Genomic DNA, 20,833 nt, shown 5'->3' with positions numbered 1-20,833 from the left:
TTGGCACAAGAATTGAAATACCTTTATGCAAATGAAGATGTAATAAGCTGTATCCGCTTTGTTTTCATTGCTATTGTAGCGTTTATGTATAATTTATAAAAATAAAATTCTGTTTGTTTAATGACAGAATGACCGATATATGAGTATGGGAGATTCTAAATTTTCAAATTTTGACAATATGTCTTTACAAGGAATAGATCAAGATTCTGAGCTAATACCACTACTGACCCCTGAAGATGAGGAGCAAATGAATAGTGAAACTTTGCCAGAAACTTTACCAATATTACCTTTAAGAAATACAGTGCTTTTTCCTGGAGTGGTAATTCCTATTACCGCAGGTAGAGATAAAAGTATCCGATTAATAAAAGATGCCAATAATGGCTCTAAAGTCATTGGTGTAGTTTCACAGAAGGACGAGGAAACCGAAAACCCTGATGTGCAGGATATAAATACCTTAGGTACTGTTGCCAAGATATTACGTGTACTGCAAATGCCCGATGGAAATACTACAGTAATTATTCAAGGTAAAAAACGTTTTGAGGTTGCTGAAATCTTGACTAAAAAACCATATTTAACAGCTACGGTTAGAGAAACGGAAGAAATAAGACCAGAAAAGAACGATAAGGAATTTTTGGCTATTATTGAATCTATTAAAGAATTGGCACTAAAAATAATTAGGGACAATCCTAATATTCCAAGTGAAGCATCTTTTGCCATTAAAAATATTCAAAGCGATTCTTTCTTAATCAACTTTGTATCGTCTAATTTAAATTTAGATGTGAAGGCGAAACAAGATTTATTAGAAATTGGTAGCTTACAAGAAAGAGCATTGGCAACATTGAAATATATGAATGTTGAAATGCAAAAGCTGGAGCTTAAGAATGATATACAGTCTAAAGTTAGAAATGACCTAGATCAACAGCAAAGAGAATATTTCTTACACCAACAGATGAAAACCATACAAGAAGAATTGGGTGGTGTTTCTTATGATGAAGAATTAGAGGAGATGAAAATCAAATCTAAGAAGAAGAAATGGGGTAAAAAGGTAAAGGAACATTTTGATAAGGAATTAGCTAAAATGAAGCGAATGAATCCGCAAGTAGCGGAATATTCTATTCAGCGAAATTATCTAGATCTTTTGTTGGAATTGCCTTGGAAAGAGTATTCTAAAGATAAGTTCGATTTAAAAAGAGCACAGAGAATATTGGACCGTGATCATTATGGTCTAGAAGATGTTAAAAAGAGAATCATTGAATATTTAGCGGTATTGAAGCTGCGAAATGATATGAAATCTCCAATTTTGTGTCTTTATGGACCTCCGGGAGTTGGTAAAACTTCTTTGGGTAAATCTGTTGCAGAGGCCTTGGGCAGGGAATATGTACGTATGTCTTTAGGTGGGTTACGAGATGAAGCCGAAATTAGAGGGCACCGTAAAACATATATAGGTGCAATGCCGGGTAGGATTATCCAGAGCCTTAAAAAAGCAGGTACTTCAAATCCTGTGTTCATATTAGATGAGATAGATAAATTATCTAATAGTAACCAAGGAGACCCTTCTTCAGCAATGCTAGAAGTTTTAGACCCTGAGCAGAATAGTGATTTTCATGATAACTTCTTGGAGTTGGGTTATGATCTTTCTAAAGTAATGTTCGTAGCTACCGCAAATAATTTGGGTAGCATACAACCGGCACTTAGGGATCGTATGGAAATCATTAATGTGAGTGGCTATACCATTGAAGAAAAAGTAGAAATTGCCAAAAAGCATTTATTGCCAAAGCAATTGACAGAGCATGGTTTAGATGCTAGTCACCTAAAAATAGGGAAACCACAATTAGAAAAAATTGTAGAGGGGTATACACGCGAATCCGGAGTGCGATCTTTAGAAAAGCAAATAGCAAAAATGGTGCGTTATGCAGCAAAATCTATTGCTACAGAAGAAGAGTACGACATCAAAGTAAGTAATGAAGATATTATTGAAGTATTGGGTGCGCCAAAGATGGAGCGTAACAAATATGAAAATAATGAAGTTGCCGGTGTAGTTACCGGTTTGGCATGGACAAGCGTAGGTGGTGATATTTTGTTTATTGAATCTATACTTTCTAAAGGTAAAGGATCCATGAGTATTACCGGTAACTTAGGTAAAGTCATGAAAGAGTCTGCTACCATTGCCATGGAATATATAAAATCTAATGCTGAGCGTTTTGGTATTGATCCGTCTGTGTTTGAAAAGTACAACGTACATATTCACGTACCAGAAGGAGCAACGCCAAAAGATGGACCTAGTGCAGGTATTACCATGTTAACTTCATTGGTCTCGTTATTTACGCAAAAACGTATTAAAAAGAGTTTGGCAATGACGGGTGAGATTACGTTGCGTGGTAAAGTATTGCCAGTGGGCGGAATAAAAGAAAAGATTCTTGCAGCAAAAAGAGCAAAGATCAAAGAGGTTATTCTTTGTGCCGATAATGAGCGTGATATTAAGGAGATCAAAGAATCTTACTTGAAAGGGTTAACGTTCCACTATGTAAAAGAAATGTCTGAAGTAATAGATATAGCCATTACCGATGTCAACGTAAAAAACGCGAAGGAGTTATAATATAGCTTTTCTTTATATTTTTATACCAATGAAAAAAATAACCATTGCAATTGACGGATTCTCTTCCACGGGAAAAAGCACTTTGGCTAAGCAATTAGCTAAAAAATTAGAATATGTATATGTAGATACAGGTGCAATGTACCGTGCGGTTACTTTGTTTGCTATGAAATCTGGTTTTGTAGATGCGGGTGAAGTTGATGAAGATGCATTGGTAAAATCATTAGGTGATATAGAACTGAATTTTATTTTTAATTCGGATCTAGGTTTTGCCGAAATGTATTTAAATGGTGAAAATGTAGAGAAAGATATTAGAACCATGCCGGTATCTAAGAATGTAAGTCAGGTGTCTGTAATACAGGGTGTGCGGGAGAAATTGGTAGCCATGCAACAAGCTATGGGAGTTGATAAAGGCATAGTAATGGATGGTAGGGATATTGGTACCGTAGTGTTTCCTAATGCAGAACTTAAAATTTTTATGACGGCTTCACCTGAGAAGAGAGCGGTTAGGAGATATAAAGAATTGTTGGATAGGGGAGAAGATGTGGTCTATGCGGATATTCTTGAAAATGTTCAAAAACGAGATCATATAGATAGTAACCGTACCATTTCTCCCCTGAAAAGGGCAGAAGATGCTATTGAGTTTGATAATAGTGATTTAGGATTAGAAGATCAATTTCAAAGAATCTATGAGCACTCGCTACGCGTTATAGAAAAACAAGCATAAAAAAAGAGGTTAGCAATGCTAACCTCTTTTCATTTATATAATTTGGATACTATTTGTTTGGTATAACCAAAACCTGGTCAGGATGAATAACATCTGGACTTTTTAAGATACTTGTATTCGCTTCAAAAATAGCTTTGTATTTCATAGCATCACCATAATAGTGCTTTGCTATTTTGCTTAAAGACTCGCCACTTTTAACTACATGTCTGTGATAAACAGAGTCATCCTCAACAGTAATGTTGGCTTTGATGTCAGATGGGCTTTCACCGCCAATAGCTTTGATTTTATCCCACATTAGGTCTTTTTCGTAAGGTGTTTTTGCTTGTCCTTTAATTTTAAGAACATCACCTTCAACAGTCACGTTACCGTCTTTTATACTTAATTGCTCACCAAGATCTAAAACCCCTTGATATTTTGCTTTAACACTCATAATTTCACTTTTTTTAATGGTTAATTAATACTTCTAATATAGACATATTTAAGATGTATAGCCCTAAAATCATGCCATAATCCATAAATGAAGGTGTAATAAGTAGTTGTGTTGTCTAATTTAAATAAAATGATTATTTTTGCACACCTTTTTTGCAAGGAAGTCAAGAGAAAAAGGGATTAGATAAACAAATAAATATAACTACTTTCATAGTCGTTGCTTAAGTCTTGATAAGATTATGGAATACAAATTATTAATCAGCAAATGGCTGAAGAAAAAACAAACGCAGAGGTAGAAGCTACTACCGAAGCAACACAACAAGCTGTTGAAACTCCACAGCAAGATCCAAAAGAATTCTTAGAAAACTTTAACTGGGAAAAATACGAGCAAGGAATTGAGCGTGTTGATGATTCTAAATTAAAGGAATTTGAAGAATTAGTTGCCGAAAACTTCGTAGATACTGCTGATGAGGAAGTAGTAGAAGGAAAGGTTGTTTATATTACTGATAGAGAAGCTATCATTGATATCAATGCAAAATCTGAAGGTGTAATTTCGTTAAACGAATTTCGTTACAACCCAGGTTTAAAAGTTGGTGACAAAGTAGAGGTATTGATCGATATTCGTGAGGATAAAAGTGGTCAATTGGTATTGTCTCACAGAAAAGCGAGAACTATTATGGCTTGGGACCGTGTTAACGCGGCTCATGACAAAGAAGAAATCGTTAGTGGTTTTGTTAAGTGCAGAACTAAAGGTGGTATGATCGTTGACGTATTTGGTATTGAAGCTTTCTTACCAGGTTCTCAGATAGATGTTAAACCTATTCGTGACTACGATCAGTATGTTAACAAAACAATGGAATTCAAGGTTGTAAAAATCAATCACGAATTTAAGAACGTTGTTGTTTCTCATAAAGCGCTTATTGAAGCTGATATTGAAGAACAGAAAAAAGAAATCATTAGCCAATTAGAAAAAGGACAAGTATTAGAAGGTGTTGTTAAAAACATTACTTCTTACGGTGTGTTTATTGATCTTGGTGGTGTTGATGGTTTAGTTCACATTACTGACCTTTCTTGGAGCAGAATCAACCACCCGAACGAGGTTGTTGAATTGGATCAGAAATTAAATGTTGTAATTCTTGATTTTGATGAAAACAAATCTAGAATTCAATTAGGTCTTAAGCAATTAGAGAAGCACCCTTGGGAAGCTTTGTCTGATGAAATTAAGATTGGTGACAAAGTAAAAGGTAAGGTAGTTGTTATAGCTGATTACGGCGCGTTCATTGAAGTTGTTGAAGGTGTTGAAGGTCTTATCCACGTTTCTGAAATGTCTTGGTCTACGCACTTGCGTTCAGCTCAAGATTTCGTAAAAGTTGGTGATGAGGTTGAAGCAGTTGTATTGACATTGGATCGTGAAGATCGTAAGATGTCTCTTGGTATCAAGCAATTGACTCCAGATCCTTGGACTGATATTACTACGAAATACCCTGTAGGTTCTAAGCATAAAGGTATTGTAAGAAACTTTACAAACTTTGGTGTTTTTGTTGAACTAGAAGAAGGTATTGACGGTTTAATTTACATCTCTGATCTTTCTTGGACTAAGAAAATCAAGCATCCATCTGAGTTTACTAACGTAGGTGATACTTTAGAAATTGAAGTATTGGAATTAGATGTTGATGGTCGTAAGTTGAGCTTAGGTCATAAGCAAACTACTGAAAACCCATGGGATAAGTACGAAACTGAATTCGCTTTGGGTACAGTTCATACAGCAACCATTTCTGATGTAGTTGATAAAGGTGCAACAATTGAATTTAACGAAGATATTACTGCATTCATTCCTCAACGTCATTTAGAGAAAGAAGATGGTAAAAAACTAGGTAAAGGCGATGAAGCTGAATTCAAGATCATTGAGTTCAATAAAGACTTTAAACGTGTAGTAGCTAGTCATACCGCTATTTTCCGTGAAGAAGAGCAACGTAACGTAAAGGCAGCTGTCAAAAGACAAGCAGCTAGCGCAGATGAAGCTAAGCCAACTTTAGGTGATGCTAATGATGCACTACAAGCGTTGAAAGATAAAATGGAAGCTGATTCTAAGAAGAAGTAATTTCATAATATAGATCTTTTATTAAGGTCATAAGTAAAAGCCCGGATATACATCCGGGCTTTTCTGTTTTTTATATTTTCACTTTTATGTTATGAAAAAGAGAATTGTTATAATAAATGTTGATATAGAAGTGTGAATTACTGTAGCGATAGATTGATGGTAATTTTCAATATTTTCTTGCCTTAATTTAACAATAGATATCATAGAAAAGTATCAAAAGTAAAAGCCTAGATTATTTATCTAGGCTTTTTTTAATATCCACAATTTTAGTTCCTATTAGGGGTCTAAAAAAAATGAATTACTAATGGAGGTCTTAATTAACTTCTCAATTTATTTTATACGCTATTTGGTGCAATACTTAAATTAAAACACTTTTTTCTTTACGAACCAGATGTCTTCTAGGCTCAAGTTTAAGGTGACAAGATGGAAGTTCTCTTTTACCAGTACATTTTGCAAAAGTCCTTTAGAGCCATAGCTATAAGATAGATTTATCATAGAGTGTGTGCTTCTACTTATTGGTATACCTATGCCCGCGGTAAAATTGTAACCTTCCACTTTATTATCGCCTATGGCCAAGTATCCGTTGTCATAATTGTACCCTAATCTATAGGCAATTCTTTGACCGTATTTATAACTGGTAGGATCTTGGATAAATTCTAACCCGAAAGCATAAATATCTTGATCTTCATAGCTGCCAATATTTTCTGATTGATTGGTGTCCGTCCAAAAGTTCTTCTTGTAATCTGCGCTAAAAGTCAGTTCTTCAATAGGTTTTAGACTCATGCCAAACCCTAATTCAAAAGGTAGCTTAAAATCAGATACATAATCAGAGCTCTCATCTTCAACAGAAATTGCTATTCCAGATATCGTTTTGTCTACAGACCTCGTGAGGTTACCATTTAAGCTTGTAGGTAATTGAACGGTACTGCCAATGGTTATTTTGTGGTTAATATCATATTGAAACCCAAAGCCTAATCTAGCTCCGCTATAATTTGTTTTTTCAACAGATTCAAAAGTGGATGAGTTATAGATGAAAGATTCGGTTTCCTCTATGTTGCCAAATAGAAATGAAGCACTTAAACCTAATCTTAATTTCGGGATAATGGCGTAACCAACGTTAAGCTTAATATCGTTGAGACCACCTAATCCCGTAATATTGCTTTCAAAAGAGTCTGTTGATCCTTCAATATTGCTGCTTACACCAAGTATTGAGTAACCAACGTCACTATAGGGGACCATGGTAATACCTGCGCCTAAATTTTCCATTATTCTAAAGCCGAAAGCTAGGTTGGAAAAATTTACATTAGATTTCTCTTCGGTCGAAGAAGTATTACTGTAGCTATTAATCTCACCCTTAACCCCAATATCATATAAGAAAGAGTTTTGAGGTATTAAGGCATAATTTGAAGGATTCAAGTTATTGAGTTCATACGGAGATTTTATACCAATACCGCTGTAGCCTAAGCTATTGAATTTGCCAATACTTGTTTGGTTAACAACCCCTAACCCGTATAATGAATAGGGTGAGCTGGTTAAGGCTTCAGACTGTGCCGAAGATTGCTGAATTGCAAATAGAACTCCTATGGTACTAAGAATAATTTGTTTAATCTTCATCGTAAATACCGTATGTTAATTCTAAAATTGTTTCGTTTTCTTCATTTCCGTTCCCGCTCATAATGAACCGATCAACAGAGGTATTATAATCTGTAGGAAGTAGAATTAACGCATCGTCTAAATCCCTATCTCTCAACTGTAATTCTTCTAAATAGTAGGCTAGTGGTATTTCGTAATAGATATCATTGAATTCTTGATTATCTCTATTAAGAATGGCATAAGAAGTTGTTGATAAGGTTTCGGTTAATTCATTTTTTTGGTTAACCACATACACGGCAAGGGTATCTCTTAGTTTTAAATTGTCATTATAAGACTGGGCTACAGGTCTTATTTTAAGAGTACCATCTAAAATAGTACCGTTACCAGGTATATCATAAAGACTGAGGATACTAGGGAATTGTATGCGCATGGCAATACCTACGCCAGACTGAACATAACTTTGGTTGTAAGAATCTGAGCTTTCTAAATTTATCTTACTATTGGTTAGGGTTTGTAACGGAGAAATAGGATCTTCTGCCGTAATGCTGTTAAAGAATGGTATTGGGCTTGTTAAAGCGTTTAGTTGAATATCTAAATAATCTTGCTTAGACTCATATTCGGTATCGGTACTGTAATACAGCCGCATGTATGTGTTTTCAGATGATTTAGAAAAGCCTATTATAGAACCGTTGTCCGTATCGTCAGGTAAAATACCAATGCCTTTAAAGTAATCTCGGTATTCATCAGAATTTATAATTTTTTTTTCCTGAAGTTTAGAGAATACATCTGTTCCAAAATCATCTACCAGCTTTATGATTATAGAATCGCCCGCCAACGGTCTAGGATTGTACTCATGAAACCCTAGATCAGCTTCATCATAGCTTATACTACTGGTATTGTAGAAGTAATCATCACTTTCTGGATTTAGGTTTTCAGCTATTTTTTTTATGCGTAAGGTGTTTTTCTGTAGTGTGTCATTGTAATAATAGTTGTCATAGCTCAACACCATAACAATACTATCAAATACCGCTTCTGAATCTATGGTGTAAGATTTTGGTAAAAATTGCATGTAACTAGAGGCGGTTACGGTGCCAAAAACTTCATCGGTATATTTTCCCGCTAGTATTCTGGTAGATTCAGAAGTGACAAGGCTGTCAAACTTCATGGTAGATGTACTTACGGTTAAAGTATCTATCAGAATAAGGCGAATGTTGCTATCCGTGAAAGTTTCGCCAGCTACAAACTCTGAATTATTATAAATATCGTCGCTGCAAGAATGAACAGTAATAGTGAGGAAACCGCCTACTATAAGGATGTAGAGCGCACGTATTTGGTTTATTAACACCTTCATTTAGAAATTGATTTTTCTCAAAACTAAATACCAAGTGTGGTTGTAAAAACCCAAATAGACCAATGATGAATGTTAAGGGATGAACTCTGTTATTTAGACTATTAATGAAAAGTTTGTGTTGGTAGATGAAAACTTGGGTTTGGTATGTTAAAAATCAATCTTAATCTATTGTGTTTTTTTGAACACTAGGGTCTCTAGTAGATTTGGTCTTGAAACGAAAGAACCTTAAAATATTAAAGTAATGAATAAAAGAAAATCGAATGTGTACAAAATTACTGGTGTGGCACTATTGGCCTTGGTAATTACAAGTTGTTCAAGTGATGATGATGGTGACGATCTAGGAAACTGGGTAGATAAATCTGTATTTGATGGTAGCCCAAGAAGTAGTGTTTCTGGTTTTACAATTGATAATGTGGGTTACATGGGCGTAGGGTATGATGGTGATGATTACCTAGCTTCATTTTGGGCATATGATATGGAAGGTGATTACTGGTCTCAAAAAGCAGATTTTCCTGGTGTTGCTAGAAACGCAGCGGTAGGTTTTGAAATAGATGGTACTGGTTACATTGGTTCTGGTTATGATGGTGTTGATGAACTAACAGACTTTTATAGTTATAATACAGCATCTAATACGTGGACGGAAATTGCTTCTTTACCAACTGCTAGAAGAAGTGCTGTTGGTTTTGGTGTTAATGGTTTTGGTTATGTTGGTACCGGGTATGATGGAGAAAACGATAGAAAAGATTTCTGGAAATATAACCCAGTAAATGATGCTTGGACAGAGCTAGTAGGTTTTGGAGGTAATAAAAGGAGGTCTGCTACAACATTTACTATAGATGGTTTGGTGTACTTAGGAACCGGAATTTCTAACGGAGTGTACCTAGATGATTTTTGGGTATTTGATCCAACTACGGAAAGTTGGACAAAGAAATTAGATTTGGATGAAGAAGATGATTACAGTATTCAAAGAAGTAATGCCGTTGGGTTTACTTTAGATGGTTACGGGTATATAGCAACTGGTGAAATAGGTGGCGCTACCAATACGGTTTGGGAGTACGACCCAGCATCAGATGAATGGGAGCGAAAAACTTCTTTTGAAGGGGCAACAAGACAAGATGCGATAGCATTTTCTAATGGTAATCGTGTATTTATTGGTATGGGTAGAACCGGTACGTTATACCTAGATGATTTAGATGAATTCTTTCCTCAAGACGAGTACGAAGAGGAAGATTAATTTTTTATAGTGAGTGTAATTGTTAATTTTTTGGGTCGATCTCTGTGGATTGGCCCATTTTTAAACATTTATTTATGAGTTCTACTGTAAAATATTGGGTCTTTCTTGTGCTATTTTTGACACTAGGTTTTATCTATTCCGTTTGTAATCAATCTACAATTGACAAAAATCAACTTTTACATTGTCAAGTGGTACATTTAAATGATGGTTTTGGCTATCAGATAATGAGAGGAAAAAAGATAGTGATTTTGCAAGAATACATACCTGGTTTTCCGGGGAAGCAAAACTTTGTATCTGAAGAACAAGCACTGAAAACAGCAAACCTGGTAATTTCAAAATTAGAAAATGGAGAATCTCCAATTTTATTACCATCAGATTTGGAAAAATTACATATTTCTAGTAAGGTAAGTCACTAGTTTCTTTATGAAATCGATCATTAAAAATAGGGTTCAAATACTTGTTCATATTAGTGTATGGCTGTTGTTGTACGGACTTACATTTTACCCTGTTTTAAATGTTATGAGACCTATTCCTTCAGATGTATTTCCAAAGTTGAATGTTATAATCGTTCTTTTTTATTTTAATTATTTCTATCTGGTGCCAGAGTATTTATTAAAAAAAAGTGTGCTATTTTACTTTGTTGTTTCATTGGGTTTGTTAATTGTTTCGACTTTACTACTGAATCATTTTTATGAGCCACGGTTTCCAGGGCGTTTTTTCATGGATAGAGAAGGTGTAAGAGGTTTTGGTGTTTTTCCCTATTATAGGTCTTTCGTTAGCCTTGGTATACCCTATGTAATTAGTGCTATTTTAAGGATGTATGTAGAATGGAAACGTAACGAGACTTTACGCTTGTCAGTTGAAAAAGAGAGTATTAAATCTGAATTACAGTTTTTAAAAGCACAGTTAAATCCACATTTTTTATTTAATACATTAAATACAATTTACGCGCTTTCCGTAAAAAAATCTCCAGATACGTCTGAGGCTATAGTGGATCTGTCTGAGTTGATGAGGTATATGATTTATGAGGCAGATAAGGACCTGGTCCCCTTAAATAAAGAGTTGGATTATATAAAGAGTTATATTCAATTACAGCGCTTAAGGTTATCTGATAGTGAAAATGTATCCTTAAAAATAACCGGAGAAGATAGGGGGAGGGCAGTGCCTCCTTTGCTATTTATTTCATTTATAGAGAATGCTTTCAAGTACGGAACGGACTATAAAGGTAAAACGTATGTTAAAATAACATTGACCATTACGGATGTCTCCATTTATTTAAATGTAAAGAATAAAATTGGAATCTTTAGGGAGCCTACCAAAAACTCAGGTATTGGTTTAGAAAATATAGGAAATCAATTAGAATTGATTTATCCGGGTTTGCACCATCTTGAAGTAGATAATGATGGAAAAAATTACGAAGTATCATTAACTATTTACCAAAAACAATCTAGCCTATGAAATGTATAATTATAGATGATGAGCCATTAGCGATTGAAATACTTTCGGGCTATTGTGAAAAGTTAGATTTTATAGAATTGGTAAATACCTATACCAATCCGCTAGATGCCATAACAGAGATTAAAGAGAAAAAAATCGATTTAATATTTTGTGATATAGAAATGCCGCAAATCAATGGAATAGATTTCATGGGTACTTTAGATAATAGGCCATTGTTCATTTTTACAACAGCTTATTCTCAATATGCCGTAGATGGGTTTGAGCTAAATGCTGTAGATTATTTGGTAAAGCCAATACCGCATCATCGTTTTATAAAATCAGTATCAAGAGTGCAAGATTTAATTTCTAAAAAACAAAAACCTATTATGGAGGCTAATGTTTTCTCATCTACCGGAGATAATTCTGTAGATAAAAAGTTCATTTTCGTAAAAGCGGAATATGAAAGTATAAAAATAGATTTGGATCAAATTGAGTATGTTCAGGGGTTAAAAGACTATTTAAAGATACATATTGCCAATACCAATAAGACTATTCTTACTTTAATGAGCTTTAAAGAGATAATGAGTAAATTGCCTTCTAATCAATTTCTTAGGGTACACAAATCTTATCTTGTAAATGTAAATTATATTAAAACCGTTCAGCGCAATAGAATTGTTATAAACGATATGCGTATACCAATTGGTGAGAGTCATAAAGAAGCTTTTTTCTCTATTTTGGGCTTATAGGGTTTGGTGATGTAGTGCTAAATTTATTATTTCAAATTTACTTCATAGTTTAAGCTACTAAAGTTTAGTAAGAATTATCTATTTTTGTGTAGCTAAAAGCACGGATGCCCATTATGAGTCAAAAAGTTTTACTCTCTTCCAAAGAAATAAATATTATCCTGCATAGATTGGCTTGTCAGCTTCTTGAAAACCATTTAAGTTTTGAAAATACCGTATTAATAGGTATTCAGCCTAGAGGTAAGTTTCTTGCCCAGCGCTTAACTAAGATTCTAAAAGAAGAATATAAAGTAAATCAGATTAATTTAGGTTTCTTGGATATCACTTTTTATCGTGATGATTTTAGAAGGGGGGAAAAGACCTTAGAAGCTACAAAAACCAAAATTGATTTCTTGATAGAGGATAAGAATGTGGTTCTGATAGATGATGTTTTATATACGGGTAGAAGTATAAATGCCGCATTGACTGCTTTGCAATCTTTTGGAAGACCAAAAGATGTAGAACTGTTGTGTTTAATAGACCGTAGATTTAGCAGGCATTTGCCCATACAGCCAAATTACAGAGGTCGTCAAGTAGATGCTATCAACGACGAGAAAGTAAAGGTGATGTGGGAGGAAAATGATGGGGAAGATATTATATATTTAGTAAATAGATAAGAAAATGAGCGAACTGAGTGTTAAACACTTACTGGGAATTAAATATCTAAAGGAAACCGATATTCAGCTTATTTTTGAAACTGCCGATCATTTTAAGGAAGTGATCAACCGATCAATTAAAAAAGTTCCTTCGCTTAGGGATATTACGATTGCCAACATCTTTTTTGAGAATAGTACCAGAACAAAATTATCTTTTGAACTTGCAGAAAAAAGATTGTCTGCAGATGTACTAAATTTTTCTGCCAGTCAGTCATCGGTTAAAAAGGGGGAAACATTAATAGATACCGTAAATAACATATTATCTATGAAAGTAGATATGGTGGTCATGCGGCATCCAAACCCTGGGGCAGGTATATTTTTGTCAAAGCATGTAAATGCAGCTATTGTCAATGCGGGTGATGGGGCGCATGAGCATCCAACACAAGCATTATTAGATTCTTATTCCATTCGTGAAAAATTGGGAGATGTTGCAGGTAAAAATGTAGTAATCGTCGGTGATATTCTTCATTCTCGAGTAGCCCTTTCAAATATATTTGCATTAAAATTACAAGGAGCAAACGTGAAAGTGTGCGGTCCTAAGACATTGTTGCCTAAGTATGTAGAATCTTTAGGGGTAGGTGTGGAAACTAATTTAAGAAAAGCATTTGAGTGGTGTGATGTAGCCAATATGTTACGTATTCAAAACGAAAGATTAGACATATCTTATTTTCCAACAACAAGAGAATACACCCAGCAGTTTGGAATAAATAAAAAGTTGCTTGATAGTTTAGATAAAGAAATTGTAATCATGCATCCCGGACCAATAAATAGGGGTGTTGAAATTACCAGTGATGTTGCCGATTCAAAACAATCTATAATATTGAATCAGGTAGAAAACGGAGTAGCCATACGTATGGCGGTAATATACTTATTAGCATCTAAAATTAAATGAAATGATTTTTACTAAAGAAGGATCGTTGATTATCGTCTCTCAGGAAGAAATTTCTATTGAACGTTTTTTGGAAAAATTAGAGAATGAATACGCTAAATTAAAGAATGAAAATCTAATTTTAGATTTGTTAAGTTTCTCTGAACTTACACCGTATAATGTTATTTCATTTTTAGAAATTGCGAGAAAACATAAAGAGAACGAGCAGTCTTTTGTTTTGGTGTCAGATAAGGTTTCTTATGATGATATACCCGAAGAAATCAATTTAGTACCTACACTTCAAGAAGCCAGGGATATTATTGAAATGGAAGAAATAGAACGTGATTTGGGTATTTAAGAATATCTATAGAACGAATAAGAATACTTAAGTACTTATTTATGCAGCTTACTGTATTGGGTTGTTATGCAGCAACACCAAGAACACTTACGAACCCAACATCTCAAGTGCTGGAAATCAATAACCATATTATATTAATTGATTGTGGGGAGGGTACTCAGGTAGAACTAAGAAGGCATAAAATAAAGTTTTCTAGAATTAACCATATTTTCATTTCACATTTACACGGAGACCACTTTTTTGGGCTGCCGGGTTTTATTTCTACCATGAGATTGTTGGGTAGGGAGAAAGAGCTACATGTTTATGGTCCAAAGGGAATAAAAGAAGCAATAACCTTGCTTTTAAAGTTGGGAGATTCTTGGACCAACTATCCTCTGCTGTTTCATGAGCTTTCTAGTAAAGCGTCAGAACTTGTTTTTGAGGATAGTAAGATTAGTGTTGCCACAATTCCACTAGATCATAGGATTTATACCAATGGTTACTTATTTGAGGAAAAAATAGGGAAGCGTAAACTAAATATTAAGGCTGCCACAGAATATGGTATTGATAAAGCGTATTATCAAAATATAAAAAATGGTAAGGATGTTACTTTAGATAACGGAGAGGTAATTGTCAATAGTAAAGTAACTTTTGACCCTCCTAAACCAAAATCATACGCTTTTTGTAGTGATACGGTCTATGATGAAAGTTTGGCTGAAAAAATCAAGGATGTTGATGTTTTGTACCATGAATCTACGTTTTTAGAGTCAGAGTTAGAATTGGCAACCAAAACCAAACACGCTACAGCTATGCAGGCAGCGAAAGTAGCTAGAGATGCCAATGTAAAAACCTTAGTGCTAGGGCATTATTCTACACGTTATAAATCTATAGAATTGTTTAAAGAGGAGGCTTCAACAATTTTCCCTAATGTGCTTCTTGCCAATGATGGTAAGACTTTTAATTTTTAAGTCTTTTAATACATTTTATACTGTTTATTTTCCTTTCTTTTTAGTACTTTGTTTATCTTGTTTTTAACACGAAAATGATGCAAAAAGATTTAGGGGATTATAGGAAATCTTATGAGAAAAGTGCGTTGATGGAGGATAGTATATCTGATAATCCCATTCAACTTTTTCAAACATGGTTCTATGAGATTGAAAAATCTGATGGAGTAGATGAACCTAATGCCATGACGGTTTCTACGATAGGTCTAGATGGTTTTCCTAAAAGTAGGGTGGTACTTCTAAAAAAATACACACACGAAGGTTTTATTTTTTACACGAATTATAATAGTGAGAAAGGCCGCGCCATTAGTGATAACCCTAATATTTGTATTTCTTTTTTTTGGGCAAATTTAGAACGACAGGTCATTATAAAAGGCACTGCGGAAAAACTTGCAAAGAATTTATCTGACGGTTATTTTGACTCAAGACCAGACGGAAGTAAACTAGGTGCATTGGTTTCTGATCAAAGTACGGTCATAGATTCTAGAGCTGTTTTAGAAGATAAACTTACCAAGCTAGAGAAAGCATATGAAGGAAAGGAAATTGAGAGGCCGGACCATTGGGGCGGGTACTTGGTAAGACCGGTTTCTATGGAGTTTTGGCAAGGCAGGCCCAACAGGTTACATGATCGTATTTTGTACACACTAACAGAAGAATACGATTGGAAAATGGAACGATTGGCTCCTTAAAAAAAGTAAACTATATGAAGAATCTATATTTAATGCGCCATGGTAAATCATCTTGGGAGCTAAATGTTAGTGATCAAGATAGGGCGTTGTTGCAACGAGGAATTTCAGACGCCCGTTTGGTAAGTGAAGAAATTGCGAAACTAAATTTAAAAATAGACCATGTGTATACCAGTCCGGCAAACAGGGCGTTTCATACCTGTATGATTTGTTTACGGACTATGTATTATCCGTTAGAGAATTGTAATGTCGTTACAGATTTATATGATTTTACAGGTAATCAAGTACTTCAGTTTATTCAGGATTTAGATGATAGTTTAGACACTGTCCTTCTTTTTGGGCACAACCACACCTTTACACATTTGGCAAATTCTATGGGAGATAAGCACATTGATAATGTGCCAACTAGCGGATTTGTTCATTTGCAATTCAATGAAAATACCTGGGCCAAGGTAATAAAAGGCTCAACAATACAAACCATTTTTCCGAAGCAACTAAAAGCATGATAAAAAATAACAACCAGTACGTAAATAGAGAAATAAGTTGGTTAAGGTTCAACGAACGTGTATTACAAGAAAGCGCAGATAAGAATGTACCATTAATAGAAAGACTTCGTTTTTTAGGTATTTTTTCTAACAACTTAGATGAATTTTTTAAAGTGCGTTATGCAACGGTAAAGCGTATAGTTGAAGCGGGCAAAACCGGAAAAAGCGTATTGGGAGGAGAAAAAGCAAAAGACCTTTTAGAAGAGATTACAAATATTGTAATTGAACAGCAAACAAAAAGTTTAACTATTCTAAGAAGAATAGAGCATGAGCTTGAGGGAAAGAATATTTTTATCATCAAGGAAACAGAGTTAAACGAAAACCAGAAAGATTTCGTGAAAGCTTATTTCTTAAAAGAGGTGAGTCCGCAATTAATGACCATTATTTTAAATGATCTTACACGTTTTCCAACCCTTAAGGATACTGCCGCGTATTTGGCGGTTAAAATGGTTATTAAAAGTAAGGAAAGTAAGAAAGAGAAACGTTACGCATTAATTGAAATTCCAAAAGGGATAGACCGTTTTGTGGTGTTGCCAAATGAAGGAGATAAAAGTTATATTATTATATTGGACGATCTAATTAGGTATTGTCTGGACAATATTTTTACCATGTTTGAGTACGAGTCTATTTCGGCGCATATGATAAAAATTACAAGAGATGCCGAGCTAGATATTGATAATGATTTAAGTAAGAGTTTTATTGAGAAAATATCATCAAGCGTAGAGCATAGAAAAATAGGGGATCCGGTACGCTTTGTCTATGATAAGAGTATAGGTAAAGATACTTTGTCTTTTCTAAAAGAGAAAATGAACATAGAAGATACGGATAGTGTAATACCAGGTGGTAGGTATCACAATCGTAGAGATTATATGGGCTTTCCTAGTTTGGGGAAAAAAGATTTGTTGTATGATAAAATAACACCGTTACCGGTTAAAGGTCTTAGTGTAGAGGGTAGTATTTTGGAAAGTATAGCCAAGAAAGATTACTTACAATATACTCCTTATCATACGTTTACCTATGTGTTGAAGTTTTTGCGTGAAGCGGCATTAGACCCTAAAGTTCGTACTATTAAGATTACGGTTTATAGGTTGGCAAGTAATTCGCAAATTGCAGCATCTTTGATTAACGCCGTAAAAAATGGAAAACAGGTTACGGTACAGATAGAGCTTCAGGCGCGTTTTGATGAACAAGCGAATATTGAATATGCAGAGCAATTACAAGCAGAAGGGGTAAAGCTTATTTTTGGAGTACCAGGGTTAAAAGTACATAGTAAAATTTGTTTGATCGAACGAGAAGAAGCAGGTTCTATAAAGCGTTACGGGTTTGTTAGTACCGGTAATTTTAATGAATCAACTGCAAGGATTTATACTGATTTCACCCTCTTTACGGCAGATGACTCTATACTAAAAGAGCTGAATAAGGTATTTGACTTTTTTGAGACAACCTATAAGATCAATAAATATAAGCACCTTATCGTTTCTCCGCATTATACCAAAAATGCCTTTATAAAATTAATCGATAATGAGATTGCCAACGCCAAATTAGGTAAACTAGCTTTTATCAAGATAAAGATGAACAGTTTTACATCATATAAAATGATAGATAAACTATATGAAGCAAGTAGGGCGGGAGTGAAGATCCAATTGATTATAAGGGGTATATGTTGTTTAATACCAGGTGTTAAGGGTATGAGTGAAAATATAGAAGCAATAAGTGTAATAGATAAGTTCTTGGAACACACACGTCTTTTTGCCTTTGCCAACGGCGGTGATACTAAAATATTCATATCATCTGCAGATTGGATGACTAGAAACCTAGATTATAGGGTTGAAGTAGGATGCCCAATATATGATAAGGATATTAAAAAAGAATTAATGGATACTTTTGATATCTGTTGGAGAGATAATATGAAAGTACGTGTCTTCAACGCTGCCCAAGATAATGCATACAGAAAGACATCGTTACCTAGAATTAGGTCGCAATTTGCTACTTATGAGTATTATGCGAATAAATAAGAATCTTAAAAAAGATATTTTTTGAAGGTAAGAAAATTTGCAGCGATAGACATAGGATCCAATGCTATTAGGTTACTAACGCACAACGTAATAGAGGACAAGGGAAAAAAGACTCAGTTTAGAAAAAGCTCTTTGATTAGAGTACCAGTTAGGCTAGGTGAAGATTCGTTTACTGTAGGTGAAATATCTGAAATAAATGAAAAACGATTAATAAACACCATGAAAGCTTTTAAACTGTTGATGGAGGTCGCAGGAGTTGAAAAGTATAGAGCCTGTGCTACCTCTGCAATGCGAGAGGCAAATAATGGAAATGAGATCATAAAAAAGATAACGCAAGAATCTAATATTCAAATAGACCTTATAGACGGTAAGCAAGAAGCTGCAATAATAGCTTCAACAGATTTGAAAAATCTAATTACTGATGATCAATCTTATTTATATATTGATGTTGGGGGAGGTAGTACCGAGTTTACTTTGTTTTCTCAAGGTAAGATTCAAGTTTCCAAATCATTTAAGTTAGGCACCGTTAGGCTTTTGAATAATATGGTAAAACCAGAGACTTGGAATAAGTTAGAAGGATGGATTAAAATAAACGTAAAAGACAAGGCTAAATTATCCATAATAGGTTCTGGTGGCAATATTAACAAGTTGCATAAACTATCAGGTAGAAAAGAAGGTGAACCATTATCTTATATTTGGTTAAATGCCCAATATCATTTTTTAGATAGCTTAAGTTATGATGATAGAATATCAGAATTGGGGTTAAATCCAGATCGGGCAGATGTTATTATACCAGCAACTAAAATATTTCTTTCAGCAGCTAAATGGAGCGGGGCAAAGAAAATTCATGTACCTAAAATTGGACTTTCAGATGGTATAATTAAAGATTTGTACAATTCTGAAAATAATTAAGTTTAGATTAACCGTGAATAGATTCTTTAGTGCCTAAATCTTTCATGATCTTAGCTTCATATTCTAGAAGGCTGTCCCATTTTTTATTGACTTCTTCTAGTTCCCCATACTTACGGGCAAATTTTAAGAACATGGTATAGTGTCCGGCTTCACTAATCATTAATTTATGATAAAAGTCGGCTAATTTTTTGTCTTCCAATTCTTCGGATAACAATCTAAAACGTTCACAACTACGAGCTTCAATTAGTCCGGCATAAAGCAGTCTATGAACCAATTGGGTGGTTCTACTTCCTCCTTTTGGAAAGAATTTAATGAGCTCAATTACATAATCATCTTTGCGGTCCCTACCTAAGGTTTTCCCGCGTTTTAGAATAAGGTCATGTACCATTTTAAAATGCCCCATTTCTTCTCTAGATAGAGCAACCATTTCTGTTACAAGCTCTGTATACTCAGGGAAAGAGACTATTAAAGAGATTGCCGTACTAGCAGCTTTTTGCTCACAATATGCATGGTCTGTAAGAATTTCATCAATATTTTTCTCAACAATATTAACCCATCTTGGGTCAGTGGGTAATTTTAAACCTAGCATAGTCTACTTTTTTTTCAAAATTAGAAAGATTTTAAAGACCACACCAATTTTAATTAAAAACCTAGACGACTTACTGCTGAATAATAATTATTTTTGAGGTAACATCAATCCTATATTTTAAAATGAACAATCAAGAAGATATTAAGAATATATTAATCAATTATGGAAATGCAGAGAGTGTTACTTGGTTAAAGGATAAAATTGAGAAATTGGCAAGTGATAAATCTTCAAAAGATTTATTTATGACCTATAGCTTATTAAATGTAAAATTTGAAGCAACACTCCCAATTTCTTTTGAACAATCAGATGCTGAAAATGTTCGTTATTTTAGTGGTCATAAAGCAAATATTCTACAAATAGCACGGATCTATTTATTGTCAGAAGTTCTTGCGCAGGATTTGGAGTTTTACACACCAAAAGTAGCTAATATCATTCAAGTGGCAGATACTGCAGAGTTGGAGACCTTTTTAAAATATTTGGTGTTGTTGCCAAATCCTGAAGCGTACAAGCAAACAGCTGTAGAGGCATTGAGAACTAATATTGTCACAATATTTGATGCCATAGCGATGAACAATCCGTATCCTGCTATCTATTTTAATGATCAACAATGGAACCAAATGTATTTGAAAGCGGCATTTATGGAGCGTGACCTTTCGCAAATAGAATCTGTAGATCAACGGGCAAACGCAGATTTAACTAGAATAATATCTGATTATGCACATGAACGGTGGGCGGCAGGTAGAAAAATTGATCCGTTATTTTGGAGACCAGTGTCAAAATTTTTGAATGAAGCGCTTTTAAATGATATGAAGACACTTCTTAATAGTGATGATGTAATAGAAAATAGAGCAGGAGCATTAAGTTGTTTTCAGTCTGAAAACGATAAAGCAATTACAATATTAAAAAGTAGACCTGAGCTAATGGATAAAATTGCGGACGGCAAATTAACTTGGAATACGATTAAACAACAATAG

Annotated in this window: 20 protein-coding genes; 16 read left to right on the top strand and 4 right to left on the bottom strand. The window is 34.4% G+C overall.

Translation table 11 applies throughout. The features are described 5' to 3' along the window. Positions 1–145 precede the first annotated feature (145 nt). Positions 146–2,596 carry an endopeptidase La gene (gene lon / locus BW936_RS13950; protein WP_076549373.1) on the top strand — a complete coding sequence of 817 codons (2,451 nt, stop codon included), beginning with the start codon at positions 146–148 and terminating at the stop codon, positions 2,594–2,596. 28 nt (positions 2,597–2,624) lie between these two features. Beyond that, positions 2,625–3,320 (top strand): (d)CMP kinase, encoded by a 696-nt coding sequence (gene cmk / locus BW936_RS13945; protein WP_076549128.1) that lies wholly within the window; start codon positions 2,625–2,627, stop codon positions 3,318–3,320. A gap of 49 nt (positions 3,321–3,369) precedes the next feature. On the opposite strand, the gene BW936_RS13940 is transcribed toward cmk, so the two are convergent. Next, the gene (locus BW936_RS13940) at positions 3,370–3,750 is read right to left on the bottom strand and encodes a LysM peptidoglycan-binding domain-containing protein (protein WP_076549126.1); all 381 of its coding nucleotides are present in this window, start codon (positions 3,748–3,750) and stop codon (positions 3,370–3,372) included. 264 nt (positions 3,751–4,014) lie between these two features. On the opposite strand from BW936_RS13940, the gene rpsA reads away from it, so the two are divergent. Next, positions 4,015–5,850, top strand: coding sequence for a 30S ribosomal protein S1 (gene rpsA, locus BW936_RS13935; protein WP_076549123.1), 1,836 nt, complete (start codon positions 4,015–4,017; stop codon positions 5,848–5,850). A gap of 363 nt (positions 5,851–6,213) precedes the next feature. Here the strand turns inward: rpsA and BW936_RS13930 are convergent, their stop codons facing one another. Together BW936_RS13930 and BW936_RS13925 are read right to left on the bottom strand one after the other, a co-directional pair. Next, positions 6,214–7,464, bottom strand: a complete 1,251-nt coding sequence (locus BW936_RS13930) for a BamG family beta-barrel-assembly machinery protein (protein WP_076549120.1) — start codon at positions 7,462–7,464, stop codon at positions 6,214–6,216. Then, positions 7,454–8,794 carry a DUF4270 family protein gene (locus BW936_RS13925; protein ID WP_076549117.1) on the bottom strand — a complete coding sequence of 447 codons (1,341 nt, stop codon included), beginning with the start codon at positions 8,792–8,794 and terminating at the stop codon, positions 7,454–7,456. The genes BW936_RS13930 and BW936_RS13925 overlap by 11 nt, the downstream gene beginning before the upstream one ends. 241 nt (positions 8,795–9,035) lie before the next feature. Between BW936_RS13925 and BW936_RS13920 the strand changes: the two genes are divergently transcribed. The 12 genes from BW936_RS13920 to BW936_RS13865 all read left to right on the top strand — a co-directional run bounded on the left by BW936_RS13920 (position 9,036) and on the right by BW936_RS13865 (position 19,270). Further along, positions 9,036–10,028 carry a Kelch repeat-containing protein gene (locus BW936_RS13920; RefSeq protein WP_076549115.1) on the top strand — a complete coding sequence of 331 codons (993 nt, stop codon included), beginning with the start codon at positions 9,036–9,038 and terminating at the stop codon, positions 10,026–10,028. A 74-nt stretch (positions 10,029–10,102) separates the two neighbouring features. Beyond that, on the top strand, positions 10,103–10,444 hold the full coding sequence (locus BW936_RS13915) for a DUF4907 domain-containing protein (RefSeq protein WP_076549112.1): 342 nt from the start codon (positions 10,103–10,105) through the stop codon (positions 10,442–10,444). Positions 10,445–10,451: 7 nt separating this feature from the next. After that, positions 10,452–11,486, top strand: a complete 1,035-nt coding sequence (locus BW936_RS13910) for a sensor histidine kinase (RefSeq protein WP_076549109.1) — start codon at positions 10,452–10,454, stop codon at positions 11,484–11,486. Continuing rightward, positions 11,483–12,211 (top strand): LytR/AlgR family response regulator transcription factor, encoded by a 729-nt coding sequence (locus BW936_RS13905; RefSeq protein WP_076549107.1) that lies wholly within the window; start codon positions 11,483–11,485, stop codon positions 12,209–12,211. The genes BW936_RS13910 and BW936_RS13905 overlap by 4 nt, the downstream gene beginning before the upstream one ends. Positions 12,212–12,324: 113 nt before the next feature. Next, positions 12,325–12,864, top strand: a complete 540-nt coding sequence (pyrR, locus tag BW936_RS13900; RefSeq protein ID WP_076549104.1) for a bifunctional pyr operon transcriptional regulator/uracil phosphoribosyltransferase PyrR — start codon at positions 12,325–12,327, stop codon at positions 12,862–12,864. A 4-nt stretch (positions 12,865–12,868) separates the two neighbouring features. Continuing rightward, the gene (locus BW936_RS13895) at positions 12,869–13,795 is read left to right on the top strand and encodes an aspartate carbamoyltransferase catalytic subunit (RefSeq protein WP_076549101.1); all 927 of its coding nucleotides are present in this window, start codon (positions 12,869–12,871) and stop codon (positions 13,793–13,795) included. Between the two features lies 1 nt (position 13,796). Beyond that, on the top strand, positions 13,797–14,129 hold the full coding sequence (locus BW936_RS13890) for a ribonuclease Z (protein ID WP_076549099.1): 333 nt from the start codon (positions 13,797–13,799) through the stop codon (positions 14,127–14,129). 41 nt (positions 14,130–14,170) lie between these two features. Continuing rightward, a complete protein-coding gene (locus BW936_RS13885) occupies positions 14,171–15,076 on the top strand; it encodes a ribonuclease Z (RefSeq protein ID WP_076549096.1) in 906 nt (301 codons plus the stop codon). A 77-nt stretch (positions 15,077–15,153) separates the two neighbouring features. Next, entirely contained in the window at positions 15,154–15,801 is a 648-nt protein-coding gene (gene pdxH, locus BW936_RS13880) for a pyridoxamine 5'-phosphate oxidase (protein WP_076549369.1), read from the top strand. A 14-nt stretch (positions 15,802–15,815) separates the two neighbouring features. Then, a complete protein-coding gene (locus BW936_RS13875; protein WP_076549371.1) occupies positions 15,816–16,304 on the top strand; it encodes a SixA phosphatase family protein in 489 nt (162 codons plus the stop codon). Next, on the top strand, positions 16,301–18,358 hold the full coding sequence (gene ppk1 / locus BW936_RS13870; RefSeq protein WP_076549093.1) for a polyphosphate kinase 1: 2,058 nt from the start codon (positions 16,301–16,303) through the stop codon (positions 18,356–18,358). Before BW936_RS13875 ends, ppk1 begins: the two co-directional genes overlap by 4 nt. Positions 18,359–18,379: 21 nt before the next feature. Next, on the top strand, positions 18,380–19,270 hold the full coding sequence (locus BW936_RS13865; RefSeq protein WP_076549091.1) for a Ppx/GppA phosphatase family protein: 891 nt from the start codon (positions 18,380–18,382) through the stop codon (positions 19,268–19,270). Positions 19,271–19,277: 7 nt separating this feature from the next. Here the strand turns inward: BW936_RS13865 and miaE are convergent, their stop codons facing one another. Further along, a complete protein-coding gene (miaE, locus tag BW936_RS13860; RefSeq protein WP_076549089.1) occupies positions 19,278–19,859 on the bottom strand; it encodes a MiaE family protein in 582 nt (193 codons plus the stop codon). Between the two features lie 122 nt (positions 19,860–19,981). On the opposite strand from miaE, the gene BW936_RS13855 reads away from it, so the two are divergent. Next, positions 19,982–20,833, top strand: a complete 852-nt coding sequence (locus tag BW936_RS13855) for an EboA domain-containing protein (protein WP_076549087.1) — start codon at positions 19,982–19,984, stop codon at positions 20,831–20,833.

This window comes from Maribacter ulvicola (genome assembly GCF_900155985.1).
GTDB lineage: Bacteria > Bacteroidota > Bacteroidia > Flavobacteriales > Flavobacteriaceae > Maribacter > Maribacter ulvicola.
The sequence above is the reverse complement of the archived record's forward strand: the minus strand, read 5'-3'. Positions and strand labels throughout refer to the sequence as shown.